This window comes from Luteimonas sp. Soil_C_5, from assembly GCF_057656615.1.
In genome coordinates this window covers 155,860-170,503 of sequence record NZ_JBDGKA010000004.1, presented here as the reverse complement: position 1 = coordinate 170,503, position 14,644 = coordinate 155,860, and the positions used below count along the sequence as shown (strand labels likewise).

Sequence of the window (14,644 nt, the reverse complement as noted above, 5' to 3'; positions counted from 1 at the left end):
ATCGCGTTCTGTCGCCCGTTGCAGGAAACCGGTGCACAGCCTAATCGGTCGCGCCTGCGGCTTCAGCGAAATTCCTGCTCGTACGCGTCGCGTTCGGCGTCGGTCATCCGGGTGCGCATGTCGCGGAACGTCCAGGTCTGCGGCAGCGCCTGCCAGGTGTAATGCCGCAGGCGCAGGGCCGCGATCGGCGTCGCGGTGGCGATCTCCAGCCGCTGCGGCACATAGTCCGATTCCCGTCGCAGCCTCGGCATCGTCTCCGGCGTCCGCCAGTCGCCGGGTACCTCGAGCGCGCTGCTGATGACGACCTGCGCGTACGGAATCTCGCGACCGGATGCATCCAGCGGCACCGCCGTGGTCCATGTCCCCTGCGACTGGCCGGGCAGGCTGTTCGGCTGCACGAGGGTCACGCGGCGCGGCGAGGTCCAGGTGACGCGCGCATCGGGGTTGTGGCCCGATTGCGTCTTGCGCGCCACGGTTTCCGCGCGATCCCAGGCGTAGGTGCTCACGGTGACATCGGTCTCGATCGAATCCAGTGCAGCCAGCGCCGATGGCTGCAGATCGATCGGCAGCCGGAACGGAAACTGCGCCTGGCCTTCCTGCACGCGTTGCCGATCGTGCATCACCAGGCGCGGCTGCACGACCGTGGCGTCGACGCCGGGCAGCGGTCGACCGGCCGGATCGCGCAGCGTCACGCCGCGCATGCGCAGCCAGGCGAGCTGCAAGGGCTGCGTGTCGGCGGGCTGGGGCGTCCGGCTGTGGGCACCGATCGTGATCAGGGGTCGTCCGCCTTCGTGCTGCGACTGCAGGCCGAACAGCAGCATGTCTTCGATGCCCGGCAGCGCCTCCTTCGGCAACATCCACGTTTCCAGCGCGCCTTCGGCGACCGGATGCAGCGTGAAGTGCGCGGGATCGTCGGACGGTGCCGAGAACGGCGGCTGGGCGAGCATCTCGCTGAAGACCTCGGTCATGCCGCGCGGCTGCGCGTCATCGGGTTCGAGATCCAGAGCCGGCTCGATCGACATGTCCACCAGGTGCAGCCGGTGCGTGGTGGCGGGCTGCGCGGGGTCGCTGCCGCGCAGGAGATACAGACGCGTCTCGAGGGGCTGCCCGTCGTGCCGGCGCACTGCCTGTCGGCCGTGGCCCTGCAGGCGGTCGCCGTCGAAGGTCAGATCGAGCAGGACGACCGCGTCGTCGATCGCGCGCACCTGCAGGCGCGTCTCGATCGGCGCGAAGTCGCCCGTGCGGTCGCGGCGTACGAGCTGTTGGCCCAGGGCCAGCATGGCGGGCAAGTCCACCGGGCGCCAGCCGAGCGCTTCGAGCTGCGCCGCCGCCAGCGTGTCGTAGCGGGCGCCGCGCGCGGACAGGGCCTGCGCTGCGGCGGGGTCTGCGGCCTGCAGGGTCGCGCCCTGTCCGTCGGCCGGCAGCACCAGGTCGAAGCCGCCGACGAGAACGTCGCGCAATGCGCGGTCGTCCGCGTACCCCGGATCGAGCGCATGCGAACCGCGGCCGCCGCGCCAGCGCGGCTGCGTCCACAGCGGGCGGATCTGCAGGCGCGTGCCGCCGTCGGCAGTGGCCTGCGATGTGATGCGGTTGTAGGCCCAGTGGCGCAGCCGCGGCGCGCCGTCCTCTCCGATGGTGACGTCGTGCGCGACGAAGACCACGGCCGTGTCGGCAGGCGCAGAGGCCCCGACGGACAGTGCGGGCCATGCCGCCATCAAGGCCAGGCACACGCCCGGCCACACCTCACGCCACCTCGTCATCCAACGCCGTCCTTCTGCACCACGGGATCCACGCCGTCCGGCACCTGGCGTGCGCGATCCGTCGCGAAGAGCCGGGCATTATCGCCGCCCGACGCTGCGCGCGCAGGCGCGGTGCACCGTCGACGTGCGGACTCAGCCCGCCGGGCAGGCAAAGCGCCTGGTGCGCTGCGCCTCGGCCCCGCGCATGCGCGGTTCCAGCGGCGCGGCCTGACCGTACATGCGCCAGTCGTAGATCACGCTGAAGGCCAGCACGCGCGCGACGTACTCGCGCGTCTCGCGATAGCTGATCGTCTCGATCCACATGTCGGGATCCATGTCCGGCCGCTGCGCCAGCCAGCGGCCGGTCGGCGTGGGCCCAGCGTTATAGGCGGCGATGGCCACGTAGGGCAGGCCGTACATGTCCTTCTTCTCGCGCAGGTAGGCGGTGCCGATGGCGACGTTGGTCGACGGGTCGTAGAGGCTGTCCGGTCCGCTCCAGCTCAGGCCCAGGCGACGGGCGACGGCAGCGCCGGTGGCCGGCATCACCTGCATCAGGCCACGGGCGTCCGCGGGCGAACGCGCGTTCGGATTGAACGTGCTTTCGGCGCGGATCTCGGCCGCGACCCAGGCCGGATCCAGGTTCTGGCGGCGCGACTCGCGTTCGATCAGCGCCTGCTGCGTCAGCGGGAACCGCAGCGTGTACAGACGCGTTTCCTCCGGCTGGCGGCCGAGGCCGAACACGCCGCGGTCGTACCAGCCGCTCTCCTGCGCGACCTGCACCGCGATCCGGCGCTGGGTGTCGTCGAATCCCTGCAGCGCCGCCGTCCATTCGCGCGTCGCCCAGCCCGGGCGGTCGATGCGGTACAGCGCCAGTGCACGCGTCAGTCCAGGATCGGCGGCGACCTTCGCACGCGCCTCGCTCGACGGCGAGAAATCCAGCGGGCACAGCGCGTAGGGCTGATCGACGCGGTCGGCGGCGAGGAAACCGTGGAAGTCGGGCTGCGTCGCCGCCGCGCGGTACAGCGGCTGCGCGCCGGCGCGGTCGCCGGTGAGTTCGGTCGTGCGCGCCTGGAACCAGGTCCAGCGCGACTGGCTGCGCTGGCTGTCGCCCATCTTCCGGATCGCGGTCAGCGCGGCGGCCCAGTCCTTGCGTGCGAGGGCCTCGCGCACGCGCCATTCGTGCAGGCGCTCGTCGTAGGCGCTCTCGGGCACGCGGCCCAGCAGGCGCGCTGAATCCGGCAGATAGGACGCGACGGTCCACAGCGCGGCCTGGTACAGCACACGGCCGGTGTCGGCTTCGGTGAAGCCGAGCGCCGTGGCGATCGCCGGCAGTTGCGCCTCGGCGGCCAGCGGGTCGTCCTTGGCGAAGCGCGCCAGCCCGTGCGAGGCGACGAGGCGACTGCGCGCGGTCTTCGGCCACTGCGCGGCGCGCGCGTGCGGCGCCTGCATGAAGGCGGCGTAATCCTCGGCCAGCGCCTGTTCGGAGGCCGAGAGGTTGCGGCCGATGGCGCGCATCATCGCCGCGTCCTGCTCGGCGGTCGCCAGTTCGAACCGTTCCCAGCGCAGCGCGTCGCCGAGTTCGCCGCGCTGGGCCAGCGTCTGCAGCGGCGCGTTGCAGGCGTCGGGCAGCGATGCACCGCTGCTGCGCCAGATCGCCTGCGTGTCACGGGTCCACTGCGCGTCGAGGGCGCCGGTCTTCGCGCGCGCGTCCAGCTCGATGCAGCGCAGCGTGGTGTTGGTGATCGACGGCGACCACGCCGCGCGGACGCCCTGCCACTCCTGCCGGGTGGCCAGTGCACGCAGCCAGCCTTCGCGGAACACCTCGGCCACCGGCTGCCCGGCGTAGCGGGTCATGAAGGTCTGGCCGTCGGCCAGCGGCAGGGTGTCGAAGTTGCGGCGCAGCGCGGCCAGTTCGAGCCAGGCCGCGGCCGGATGGTCGCGCATCGCCGGCGGCGACGGTTGGCCGCGCTCGGCAGCCTGCATCGCCGTCCGGAACGCGGCATCGTCGCTGCCCGATTGCGCCATCACCGGCAGTGCGCAGGCGAACGTGGCCGCGATGGCGACGGCGCAGACGCGGCGGCGATGGACGGCGCGGGCGGTGGCGGCGGTTCGGCTCGGCATCGGCGACGGGTCCTGCATTCCGGGGCTGGCGACTATAGCGAAGCCTGTCTGAAGCCCCTGTGGCAGCGGTTCGCCGCGCGGCGGGCGTGCTTCGACAAGCACCGTTGCATGTGGCCGGCCGGGCCTCGCGAGGCGCGCGCCTTAGAATTGTCGGGCTGCGCATTCCGTTCCGCGCAGGAAAGGTGTCTGGATGTTGACGTGGTGGATGTTGCTGTTCCCGGCGCTGGGCGCGGTGGCCGGACTGCTGGCCGGCCTGCTCGGCATCGGCGGTGGGCTGGTGCTGGTCACCGGCCTGGTCTGGGTGCTGCCGCTGTTCGGCATCTCGAAAGAGGCGGCGATGCACGCGTCGCTCGCGACCGCGCTGGCGAGCATCATCCTGACCGGCGCGTCCTCGGCCCGCGCGCATCACCTGCGCGGCAGCGTGGTCTGGCGCACGGTGGCGTGGATGGTGCCGGGCGTGCTGGTCGGCGCCTGGCTGGGCAGCAAGTTCGCGATCCTGCTCGACGGCGACGTGCTGCGCTATTGCGTGGTCGCGTACTGCGCGGTCGCCGGCACCCAGCTGCTGCTGTCGCGCACGCCGGCGACCGGCGGCAACACGATCGTGCCCAAGGGCCCGGGCATGACCGGCGCCGGCGCGGGTATCGGCGCGCTGTCGTCGGTGGTGGGCATCGGCGGCGGCAGCATGACCGTGCCGCTGCTGGTGTGGCTGGGCGTCTCGCCAGTGCGCGCGGTGGGCACGTCGTCGGCGCTGGGCATCTTCATCGCGCTGTCGGCGGCCGCGGGTTACGCGTTGCAGGCGCCTGCCGGCGTGCTGCCGCCGCCGTCGTGGGGCTACGTCTATCTGCCCGGTGCGATCGGCATCGCGCTGGCGTCGGTGCTGGCCGCGCCCTACGGCACGCGGCTGGCGCATGCGATCAGCGGACGCGCGCTGACCCGCGTGTTCGCGGTGTTCCTGTACTGCATCGGCGCCAGCCTGCTGCTGTGGTGAGGTTTGACCCGGCGGGCGCTGGACACAATCATGCCGACCCCGATGTCGCAGGACCTGCCATGACCACCGCCCTTCCGAACGTGCCCGATGCGCTGCAGGCGCTCGCCCCGACGATGACCGGCTGGCGACGCACGATCCACGCCTGGCCGGAACTCGGCTTCGAGGAACAGCGCACCTCGGCGCTGGTCGCCGACACGCTGCGCGCGCTGGGGCTGGAGGTTCACACCGGCCTCGGCGGTACCGGCGTGGTGGCGATCATCGACAGCGGCGCGCCCGGCCTGTCGATCGGTCTGCGCGCGGACATGGACGCGCTGCCGATGCAGGAACAGAACGACGTCGCCTACCGCTCGCAGCGCGACGGCACCGCGCATACCTGCGGCCACGACGGCCACACCTCCGCGCTGCTGGGCACGGCCCAGCACCTGGTCGCGCATCCGCCGGCCACGGGCCGCGTGGTGCTGATCTTCCAGCCGGCCGAAGAGGGCGGGCGCGGCGCGATCCGCATGGCCGAGGACGGCCTGTTCGCGCGCTTCCCCTGCGACGAGGTCTACGCCTTCCACAACATGCCGCTGCTCGGCACCGGTCGCGCCAGCGTGCGCAGCGGCGCGACGCTGCAGTCGCTGGCGGTGTTCGAGATCACCGTCGACGGCGTCGGCGGTCACGCCGCGGCGCCGCACAAGGCCACCGATCCGCTGCAGGTCGCCGCGCGCCTGGCGGTGGAGATTCCCGCGATCGTCGGCCGCCACATCGATCCGATGGAAGCGGCGCTGATCAACGTCGGCTCGCTGCAGGCCGGCAGCACGCACAACATCATCCCGTCGCAGGCCACGCTGTCGGGCACCGTGCGCGCGCTGTCGAAGGACGTGCACGAGGCGCTGCTGGCGCGCCTGCGCGCGCTGTGCGACGGCTACGCCGCGATGTCGGGCTGCACGGTCGCGCTGACCGTGCCGCATTCCTGCCCGCCCTGCGTCAATGCGGAGGCCCAGGCCGCGCTCGCCGCGCAGGCCTGCGCCGATGTGCTGGGCGCGGACAACGTCGCCACCGACCTGCGCGCGTATCCGTTCTCGGACGACTTCTCCTACATGCTCGAACAGTGGCCGGGCGCCTACCTGTTCCTCGGCCAGGAGAGCGCGATGTGCCACCACCCGACCTTCGATTTCGACGACCGCCTGCTGCCGGTCGCGGCGGCCGTGTTCGACCGCATCGTGCGTCGCCGGCTGGGCTGAGCGGGCGCAGACCGGGCCCGTCCCTGCCCCGATGCGGGCGGGTTTCTGATTCGATGCGCGCACACCTCGGGTCCGATGTGGGAACGCGCTTGCGTGCGACGGGGGCTGCTCCTGAATCACCCGATCGCGCGCAAGCGCGCTCCCACAGCGTTTGCGTTGCGCTGCCGGGGTGCCGGAGGCGTGTCCGCGCGGCGTAAGCTGTGCGCCGCGCCGCAGGCACACGTCGGCGCGCCGTCGTCTTTCGTGAGTGCCCCATGTCCCAGCGCGACTGGGTGGCCCAGGCCATCCGCAAGATCGAAGCCGATTTCAACCGGTCGGCCGACACCCATCTGATCCCACTGTCGCTGCCGGGCTTCCCCGACATCGACGTGTATTTCAAGGACGAATCCAGCCATCCGACCGGCAGCCTCAAGCACCGGCTGGCGCGCTCGCTGTTCCTCTATGCGCTGGCCAACGGCTGGCTGCACGCGGGCAGCACGGTGGTCGAGGCGTCGAGCGGTTCGACCGCGGTGTCGGAGGCCTACTTCGCGCGCCTGCTCGGCCTGCCGTTCGTTGCGGTGATGCCGGCGTCGACGTCGCCGGAGAAGATCGCCGCGATCGAATTCCAGGGCGGCCGCTGCCATCTGGTGCCCAGCGCCTGCGGCATCGGCGACGCCTCCGTGCAGCTGGCGCGCGAGACCGGCGGCCACTTCATGGACCAGTTCACCTACGCCGAGCGCGCCACCGACTGGCGCGCGAACAACAACATCGCCGAGTCGATCTTCAAGCAGATGTCGCAGGAAGCGCATCCGATCCCGGCGTGGATCGTGTGCAGCGCCGGGACCGGCGGCACCAGCGCGACGATCGGCCGCTACGCGCGCTATCGCGGCTTCGAGACCCGGGTGCTGTGCGCCGATCCCGAGCACTCGGCGTTCTTCGACCATTACGTGCGCAGCCTCGACGGCGCGACCGCCGACGCCGCGATCGCGCCTGCGCCGCCGTCGCGCATCGAGGGCATCGGCCGGCCGCGCGCCGAACCCAGCTTCATCCCGGGCTGCGTCGAGGCGATGGTCAAGGTGCCCGATGCGCTGAGTCTGGCCGCCATGCGCTACGTCAACGCGCGGCTCGGGCGCCGGGTCGGCGGTTCCACCGGCACCAATGTCGTCGGCGTGCTGCAGGTCGCCGAAGCGATGCGCGAGGCCCGGCAGGCGGGGTCGATCGTGACCATCCTCTGCGACGGCGGCGAGCGCTATGCGCACAGCTACTACAACCCGGACTGGCTGCAGGCGCAGGGCTTCGACATGGCCGATGCAGACGCCCGCGTGTGGGCCACGGCCGAGACCGGGGCGCCGCTGCCGGCGCTGCCGGTGGCGCGGCGGACGCCGACGGCCTGACGCGTCAAGCTGGGGTTGACCCCAGGTGCGGACAGGTTAAGGATTCGTTACAACGCAAGGGTCGGCGATACGGGGACGCCGACGGCCCACATCCCCAGGACGGAGCGCCCGCATGACCCTGATTCCCCATCGCCACCGGCTGACCGCCGCGGTCCAGCTGTCCCTGCTGCTGCTCGTCGCACCTGCCGCTGCGGCTCAGGATGCCGCGCCCACGGCGCAGGAAGCGCGCACGCTCGACACCGTCCAGGTCACGGGCACGCGCATCCGCAAGGCCGAGATGGAAACCGCGGTGCCGGTCCAGGTGCTCACGCGCGAGGACATCCAGCGCAGCGGCTTCAGTTCGGTCGCCGACATCGTGCAGAACCTCACGGCCTCGGGCGCGGCGCTCAATACCAAGTTCAATTCCAGCGGCAACTTCGGCTTTCCGCCCGATGGCGGCGGTGTCGGCGCCGGCGCGGCCACGGTCGACCTGCGGCATCTGGGCGCCAAACGCGTGCTGGTGCTGGTCGACGGCATCCGCTGGGTCAACGAATCCTCGGCGTCCGGCGTGGGCTCGGCGGTCGACCTCAATACGATTCCGCTCGCGCTGATCGAACGCATCGAAGTGCTGGAGGACGGCGCCTCGTCGATCTACGGCTCCGACGCGATCGCCGGCGTGGTCAACATCATCACCCGGCGCGACGCGCAGGGCGGCAGCCTCGACCTGCACTACGGCGAGTACGACGACCTCGGCGGCGCGACCTCGGGCGCGGATCTCGGCTGGGGCGGCAGTACCGACCGCGCGCAGTGGTTCGTCGGTGCGTCGTACTTCAAGCAGCGCGAGATCGCGTCGTCGCGCTTCGCCAATGCCAGCGTGCCGGTCCCGGGCACGGGCCTGGCGAACGGCAGTTCGGCGACGCCGGGTGGGCGGTTCGTGTTCGCATCGCCCGATGGCGACAATGCCTTCGGCGGTCGATGTCCGCTCGACCGCACCGAGGCCGGCGTGCCGATTCCGGGCAGCGCGACCTGCAACATCACGATTCCCAACGGCGAGACGCGGACGCCGGATGCGACGCTCGAGGACTTCATTCCGTTCACCGGCGCCAACCGCTACAACTTCGCGCCCAACAACCTGCTGCTGACACCGTCGGAGCGCAAGTCGGTGTTCGGCCAGGTGCGTTTCGAGTTCACGCCGCAGGCCTCGGCCTATGCCCGTGTGCTCTACAACACCCGCACCTCGTCCAACCAGGCCGCGCCCGAGCCGATCTTCCTCGGCACCGATGCCGGTGTGTACAACCCCTACGCCGAAAGCACACTGGTGATCTCGGCGCGCAATCCGTTCAATCCCTTCGGCTTCGACCTGACCACGGTCGGCGACGACGCCAACCTGTTCCTGCTGGCGCGGCGTCCGGTCGAAGGCGGTCCGCGTCGCTACACCCAGGACGTCAAGACCTGGTACGCCGCCGGTGGACTGGAAGGCACGTTCGGCGTGGGCATGCGCACCTGGAACTGGGACGTCAACCTGATGCGCAGCGAGAGCCGCGCCGAGCAGGTCAACACCGGCAGTTACAACATCCGCCGCATCAACGAGGCGCTGGGCGATCCCGACGCCTGTGCGGCGATCGCCGGCTGCACGCCGCTGAACCTGTTCGGCGGGCCGGGCACGATCACGTCGCAGATGCTGGCCTTCATCCAGCCGGTGGTGCGCGACGAAAGCCGCAATACGCTGAGCCTGGTGTCGGCCAACGTTACCGGCGACCTGTTCCAGCTGCCGGCCGGCGCGTTTTCGTTCGCCGCCGGCTACGAGTACCGCAAGTACGAGGGCAGCTACACGCCGGACGCGATCACCATCGCCGGCGAGTACAACGGCGTGCCCTCGGGCGCGACCCGCGGCGAGTACGACGTCAACGAGGTCTACGCCGAATTCAACCTGCCGCTGCTGCGCGATTCCGCGCTCGGCGACAGCCTCGATTTCAGCTTCGCCGGCCGCTATTCGGATTACTCGACCTTCGGCGGCGAGACCACCGGCAAGGTCGGCCTGCGCTGGCAGCCGGCGGACGAACTGCTGCTGCGCATGAGCTATGCGGAGGGCTTCCGCGCGCCGTCGATCGGCGAGCTCTACGGCACGCTGAGCCGCTTCGACGCGACCCTGGTCGATCCGTGCTCGGGCGCTGCCGTGGTCTCGCCTGCCTGCGCCGCGGACGGCGTGCCGGCCGGGTACGAGCAGACCAATTCGCAGATCTCGGTGGTGACGTCGGGCAACGCCGCGCTCGAGCCCGAGCACAGCCGCAGCCTGATGGTCGGTGCGGTGTGGAGCCCGTCGTTCGCCGACGAGGTCTCGTGGTCGGATCGTCTGGATCTCGGCGTGACCTTCTACCGGCACCACATCACCGATGCGATCCAGGCGCCGGATGCGCAGGCGATCCTCGAGCGCTGCATCGCCACCCGTGACGCCGACGCCTGCGCCTCGTACGACCGCAGCGCCCGCGGCCAGATCATCCGCTTCGACGACATCCTGGCCAATCTGGGCACCATCAAGACTGACGGCTGGGATTTCACCGCCGGCTGGACGCTGCCCACCCGTGACTGGGGCCGCCTGCGCTTCGATGCCAAGACCACCTGGGTCACACGCTACGAGCTGGTCAACGAATCGGGCAATCCCGAGCCGCGCCGGCCGGGCGTGGAGGTCAACAACAGCGCGATTCCGGAGTGGACCGGCACCGTGGTCACCGACTGGACGCGGGGCCCGTGGTCGCTGGCGTGGACGCTGCGCTACATCGACCGGTTGACCGAATCCTGCGGCAGCGCGCGCGACTTCGCGATCTGCGAAGACCCCGCCAACGACATCAACGGCATCGGGTCGACCACGTACCACGACCTGCAGGTGGCCTGGCACAACACGGCGTGGTTCAAGGGCACCCGGCTGAGCCTGGGCGTCAACAATCTCTCCGGCAAGGAACCGCCGGTGTGCCTGAGCTGCAGCCTCAACGGCTATGACGCCTCGACCTACGACCTGCCGGGCCGCTACTGGTACGCGCGCGTGGGCTTCGACTTCTGATCCGGCTGCGCAGCGCGCCGGTGGCCGTCCAGGGCTGCCGGCGTGGCGTCAGCGCTGCAGGGCGTGTTCGGGAACGACGAGTTCCGTCGACAGCGCCAGGTGATCCGAGAACGCGGCAGGCAGCGCCTGCATGTTGGCGCACTGCAGGCCGCTGGTGACCAGGATGTGGTCGATGGCGCGCTGCGGACGCCAGCTGGGGAAGGTGTGCACCGCGCAGCTCGGCGGCTGCAGGCCCGTGCCGCGGTAGAGCACGTCCATCTCCGCGCAGTCGGAGGTGCAGTTGAAGTCGCCCATCAGCACCGCGTTCGGGTGGTCCGACAGCACTTCGGCAATGAACGACAGCTGCGAGCGCCGCGACTGCGCGCCCAGCGACAGGTGCGCGACGGCGACGGTGAGACCCGCATCGCCCTCGCCGAAGCGGCTGATCAGCACGCCACGACCGCCGATGCGGCCGGGCAGAGCGTGGTTGATGACCTCGATCGGCTCCAGCCGGCTCAGCAGGCCGTTGGCGCTCGACGCGACCGCGCCGACACGCCGGTTGGGCTGGTGGCTCCAGTATTCGAAGCCGCCGCGTTCGGCCAGATAGTGGGTCTGGTTGGTGAAGCCCGACCGCAGGCTGCCGGGGTCGGCTTCCTGCAGGCCCACGATGTCGTGGCGTCCGGCCAGCGTGGCGATCGCGTCGAGCGCGGTGCGCTTGCCGGTGGGCAGCACGTGCGACCAGCTGCGCGTGGCGTAATCGCTGTAGCGCCGGGTGCTGGAACCCGCCTGGATGTTCGCGCTGAGCAGCTTCAGCCGGCGCGACGCGTCGGGCGCCGGCGTGGGGGTGGGCATGTCCAAGACCGGGGCGCTTACTGCGCGCCGCGCTCCATCGCGACCAGGTGCTCGGTGATGCGCAGGACGTTCTCCAGCGAGCCGCTGTTGATCACGCGGTACTTGCCGTTGACGATGATCGTCGGCGTCGAATCGACACCGCTGCGCGTCGCGAACTGGCGGGCACGGCCGAGGTTCGCGTTGACCGCGAAGCTCTGCATCGTGCTGCGGAAGCGCGCGGCATCGATGCCCAGACCGCTGTAGAACGCGACGATGCTGTCGGCGTCGGCGTTCTGGCGCAGCTTGCGCTCCAGGTGGATGGCGTTGAACGTGGCCGAGTGGGTCTTGGCCAGCGTGCCCATCGCCTCGGACGCGTAGAACGCGCGCGGGAACTGGTCGCGGTCGTCGAACACGGCCGGCACGGCGACGAAGTTCACGTCGGACGGCAGGCGCGCCTTCCAGGCACCGACCAGCGGCTCGAACGCCGCGCAGTGGCCGCACCAGTAGGCGAAGACTTCGGCGACTTCGATGTCGGCCGACTGCGCGAACGGCTGGCCGTTCTCGATGACCACGTAATCGGTGCCGGCGACCGGCGCCGGGCCTTCGGGCGCACGCGCCGGCGACGACGCGGCCGCCGGCGGCGCGGCGTCGTCCGCAGTCGCATCGGCGCCGGGCGCGGTTTCGGCGGCGGCAGCGCTGTCCGCAGCGGGGCCGGCGGCGGCCGGTGCGACCTGCTCGGTCCCGGCGGCAGCGTCCGGCGATGCGGCCGGCGCGGCCGCGGTATCGGGCTGCTGGCCACAGGCCGCGATCAGGAGGGGAGCAAGCAGCAGGAGCAGGGTGCGACGGACATTCATGGGCGTTCTCTCGGGATCAATGCGTATCGACAAAGACGGGGTCAGCGCCCGGCGCGTTCGCGGGCGATCAGCTGGCTGGCGACGGTGAGCGTGTCGTCCAGCGACCGCGCGGTCACCCGATAGCGGCCGTTGATGATGAGCGTGGGCGTGCCTTCGACGCCACTGCGCACCGCGAACGCGCGCGCAGCGTTCAGTTTTTCGTCGGTGGCGGCGCTGGTCATCGCAGTGCGGATCGTGGCCTGCGAGGCCCCGCCCTGTTCGGCGTAGACCGCCGCCACCGCGTCGATGCCGGCGCCGCTGCGTGGCAGGCGCGAGCCCTCGTTGACGGCCGAGAACATCGCGCGATGGGCCTTGGCCTCGATCCCGAGCGCCTGGCCGGCGAAGAAGCCGCGCGCGAAGGTATCGGCGGCCGAAAACGCCGCAGGCAGGTAGGTCACGCGGACATCGTCCGCCTGCTTCGGCGCCCAGGCATCCATCAGACGCTGGAAATGGAAGCAGTGGATGCAGCCGTAGGAGAACACCTCGACGACCTCGATCCGGCCGTCCAGCGGCGCCCAGGGCTGACCATCGGGAATGACGACATAGTCCACGCCCTCGACCGGCGTCCGGTCCTGGGCCGCGGCGGGCAGCAGGATCGACAGCGCCAGCAGCGCGGCGGCGAACGCGCGACGCGCGGAACAGAAACGGCTCATCGGGGGCAACACTCCAGTGCGGACGGCAGGCGGCGGGGCGGACAGGCCCCGGTCGGCGTGCCGGTCGGGTTCAACGTGCGTCGGGCGCGACCGGCGCGGCGTCCAGCGCCTCGTCGGCGGTCTCGTCGGTGGCCGGCACCGGCTGGTCCTGCGGCGGCGTGGCCGGCGTCGGCATGGCCGCCGCCTGGGCCTCGATCGCGGCCAGCATCGTCGGATCCGGCCGCGCATGCAGGCCCTGCATGTAACTGGCCAGGGCCTCGATTTCCTCGTCGGTCAGCGATTTGGCGACGCTCGCCATCACGTTGAACAGGTGGGTGTCGGCCTCGATGGTCTGGCCTTCGCGGTAGGCGTACAGGCGCGCCGAGCTGTACCAGGCCTGCTGGCCGCCGACATGCGGATAGGCCGGACCCGGATTGCCGGCGCCCGCCGGGCCGTGACAGGCCATGCACGCCGGAATGCCGCGGTCGGCCGCGCCGCTGCGGAACAGCGTCTGGCCGATCTCGTAGAACTTCTGCCCCTCGTGGGGGCCGGTTTCGACGACCGCGTCGTCGGCGATGCCGGCGCCGCTGGTCTGCTGGGCGAAGTGCGCGCCGAGGTCGCGCATGTCCTGGGCGCTGAGCGGCAGCGCGAACGGCTGCATCAGCGGGCTCAGGCGCTCGCCGCTCTTGAACAGCGCCAGCTGGCGGGCGACGTAGCGCTCGCTCTGGCCGGCGATGCGCGGATAGATGGTCGGGTCGATCTCGGCATTGCCGTCCAGCCCGTGGCAGGCCGCACAGGCACCGGCCAGCTGCGCACCCTTCTGCGGGTCGCCGGCATGGGCCTTGGCCAGCTCGGCCACCGCATTGGTGTCGAGCTCCGCGGTTTCCACCGCCGGCGCATCCGGCAGGGGCAGGACCGTGGACTGGGCGAAAGCGACTGCACCGACCACAAGGGCGGCAAGACCGGCGATACCAAAGGCGCGAGCGTGGCGCATTGCTGGGCTCCGAGATCTTTGACGCAGCAACCGCCAGACGGCAGGCCACGAGTTCCGAAAGTATGTGTGGCGGGGTCGGGCCGGTCAAACGGTGTCCAGACGCGGCGGCGCCGACCATGCCAAGCTATCGCGATGTCGAATCCTTTTGCCCGCGCCAAATACCTGTTGGCCGCCCATACCCCGCAACAGCTGCCGGCCGACGGTGGCTTCGAAGTCGCGTTCGCCGGCCGCTCCAACGCCGGCAAATCCAGCGCGCTCAATGCGCTGTGCCAGCAGAACGCGCTGGCCCGTGTGTCGAAGACGCCGGGCCGCACCCAGCAGCTGGTGTTCTTCGATTTCCCGCCGTACGACAACCGCTTCCTCGTCGATCTGCCCGGTTACGGCTACGCCAAGGTGCCGCGCGACCTGAAGGCGCACTGGCAGGCGTTCCTGGCCCAGTACTTCCGCGAGCGCGAAGCGCTCAAGGGCCTGGTCGTGGTGATGGACATCCGCCATCCGCTCAAGGAATACGACCGCCAGATGATCGCGTTCGCGGTCGAACACGGCATGCCGGCGCACGCGCTGCTGACCAAGGCCGACAAGCTGGGCCGCGGCGCGGCGGGCAATACGTTGCAGGCGGTGCGCAAGGAACTGCTGGCGCTGCACGGCGACAAGGTCAGCGTGCAGGTGTTCTCCGGCGAGACCAACATCGGCATCGACGAAGCGCGTGGCGTCATCGCGGGCTGGATGGAGATCGGCCGCCCGGCATCGGGCCGCGCACCGCGCGCGGCGCGCGCAACGGCCGCGCCGGGCACTCCCGACACCACGTCCTGATCCATCGCCGGCGGGGCG

At 70.9% G+C, this 14,644-nt stretch carries 11 protein-coding genes; 5 read left to right on the top strand and 6 right to left on the bottom strand.

All coding sequences use genetic code 11. The features are described 5' to 3' along the window. Window positions 1-62: 62 nt before the first annotated feature. Window positions 63-1,760, bottom strand: coding sequence for a hypothetical protein (locus tag AC3A5K_RS12585; protein ID WP_487617888.1), 1,698 nt, complete (start codon window positions 1,758-1,760; stop codon window positions 63-65). Window positions 1,761-1,892: 132 nt separating this feature from the next. After that, window positions 1,893-3,860 (bottom strand): lytic transglycosylase domain-containing protein, encoded by a 1,968-nt coding sequence (locus AC3A5K_RS12580; RefSeq protein WP_487617887.1) that lies wholly within the window; start codon window positions 3,858-3,860, stop codon window positions 1,893-1,895. A gap of 190 nt (window positions 3,861-4,050) precedes the next feature. Here AC3A5K_RS12580 and AC3A5K_RS12575 point away from each other — a divergent pair, with 190 nt between their 5' ends. The 4 genes from AC3A5K_RS12575 to AC3A5K_RS12560 all read left to right on the top strand — a co-directional run bounded on the left by AC3A5K_RS12575 (window position 4,051) and on the right by AC3A5K_RS12560 (window position 10,484). Next, the gene (locus AC3A5K_RS12575; RefSeq protein WP_487617886.1) at window positions 4,051-4,848 is read left to right on the top strand and encodes a sulfite exporter TauE/SafE family protein; all 798 of its coding nucleotides are present in this window, start codon (window positions 4,051-4,053) and stop codon (window positions 4,846-4,848) included. Window positions 4,849-4,907: 59 nt separating this feature from the next. Next, window positions 4,908-6,074 carry an amidohydrolase gene (locus AC3A5K_RS12570; protein WP_487617885.1) on the top strand — a complete coding sequence of 389 codons (1,167 nt, stop codon included), beginning with the start codon at window positions 4,908-4,910 and terminating at the stop codon, window positions 6,072-6,074. Between the two features lie 254 nt (window positions 6,075-6,328). Beyond that, window positions 6,329-7,447, top strand: a complete 1,119-nt coding sequence (locus AC3A5K_RS12565) for a PLP-dependent cysteine synthase family protein (RefSeq protein ID WP_487617884.1) — start codon at window positions 6,329-6,331, stop codon at window positions 7,445-7,447. A 112-nt stretch (window positions 7,448-7,559) separates the two neighbouring features. Next, window positions 7,560-10,484, top strand: a complete 2,925-nt coding sequence (locus AC3A5K_RS12560) for a TonB-dependent receptor (RefSeq protein WP_487617883.1) — start codon at window positions 7,560-7,562, stop codon at window positions 10,482-10,484. Between the two features lie 48 nt (window positions 10,485-10,532). Here AC3A5K_RS12560 and AC3A5K_RS12555 read toward each other — a convergent pair whose 3' ends face one another. The 4 genes from AC3A5K_RS12555 to AC3A5K_RS12540 all read right to left on the bottom strand — a co-directional run bounded on the left by AC3A5K_RS12555 (window position 10,533) and on the right by AC3A5K_RS12540 (window position 13,813). Further along, on the bottom strand, window positions 10,533-11,315 hold the full coding sequence (locus AC3A5K_RS12555) for an endonuclease/exonuclease/phosphatase family protein (protein WP_487617882.1): 783 nt from the start codon (window positions 11,313-11,315) through the stop codon (window positions 10,533-10,535). A 17-nt stretch (window positions 11,316-11,332) separates the two neighbouring features. Then, window positions 11,333-12,148, bottom strand: a complete 816-nt coding sequence (locus tag AC3A5K_RS12550) for a thiol:disulfide interchange protein DsbA/DsbL (RefSeq protein WP_487617881.1) — start codon at window positions 12,146-12,148, stop codon at window positions 11,333-11,335. Window positions 12,149-12,189: 41 nt separating this feature from the next. Beyond that, window positions 12,190-12,840 (bottom strand): thiol:disulfide interchange protein DsbA/DsbL, encoded by a 651-nt coding sequence (locus AC3A5K_RS12545; RefSeq protein WP_487617880.1) that lies wholly within the window; start codon window positions 12,838-12,840, stop codon window positions 12,190-12,192. Window positions 12,841-12,910: 70 nt separating this feature from the next. Further along, a complete protein-coding gene (locus AC3A5K_RS12540) occupies window positions 12,911-13,813 on the bottom strand; it encodes a c-type cytochrome (RefSeq protein WP_487617879.1) in 903 nt (300 codons plus the stop codon). Between the two features lie 132 nt (window positions 13,814-13,945). On the opposite strand from AC3A5K_RS12540, the gene yihA reads away from it, so the two are divergent. Further along, on the top strand, window positions 13,946-14,626 hold the full coding sequence (gene yihA / locus AC3A5K_RS12535; RefSeq protein WP_487617878.1) for a ribosome biogenesis GTP-binding protein YihA/YsxC: 681 nt from the start codon (window positions 13,946-13,948) through the stop codon (window positions 14,624-14,626). Window positions 14,627-14,644: the final 18 nt, after the last annotated feature.

Coding starts and splice junctions, on each gene's coding strand:
- AC3A5K_RS12565 (WP_487617884.1), top strand. CDS start 6,329: ATGTCCCAGCGCGACTGGGTGGCCCAGGCCATCCGCAAGATCGAAGCC.
- AC3A5K_RS12585 (WP_487617888.1), bottom strand. CDS start 1,760: ATGACGAGGTGGCGTGAGGTGTGGCCGGGCGTGTGCCTGGCCTTGATG.
- AC3A5K_RS12550 (WP_487617881.1), bottom strand. CDS start 12,148: ATGAATGTCCGTCGCACCCTGCTCCTGCTGCTTGCTCCCCTCCTGATC.
- AC3A5K_RS12580 (WP_487617887.1), bottom strand. CDS start 3,860: ATGCCGAGCCGAACCGCCGCCACCGCCCGCGCCGTCCATCGCCGCCGC.
- AC3A5K_RS12555 (WP_487617882.1), bottom strand. CDS start 11,315: ATGCCCACCCCCACGCCGGCGCCCGACGCGTCGCGCCGGCTGAAGCTG.
- AC3A5K_RS12560 (WP_487617883.1), top strand. CDS start 7,560: ATGACCCTGATTCCCCATCGCCACCGGCTGACCGCCGCGGTCCAGCTG.
- AC3A5K_RS12570 (WP_487617885.1), top strand. CDS start 4,908: ATGACCACCGCCCTTCCGAACGTGCCCGATGCGCTGCAGGCGCTCGCC.
- AC3A5K_RS12575 (WP_487617886.1), top strand. CDS start 4,051: ATGTTGACGTGGTGGATGTTGCTGTTCCCGGCGCTGGGCGCGGTGGCC.
- AC3A5K_RS12545 (WP_487617880.1), bottom strand. CDS start 12,840: ATGAGCCGTTTCTGTTCCGCGCGTCGCGCGTTCGCCGCCGCGCTGCTG.
- AC3A5K_RS12540 (WP_487617879.1), bottom strand. CDS start 13,813: ATGCGCCACGCTCGCGCCTTTGGTATCGCCGGTCTTGCCGCCCTTGTG.
- yihA (WP_487617878.1), top strand. CDS start 13,946: ATGTCGAATCCTTTTGCCCGCGCCAAATACCTGTTGGCCGCCCATACC.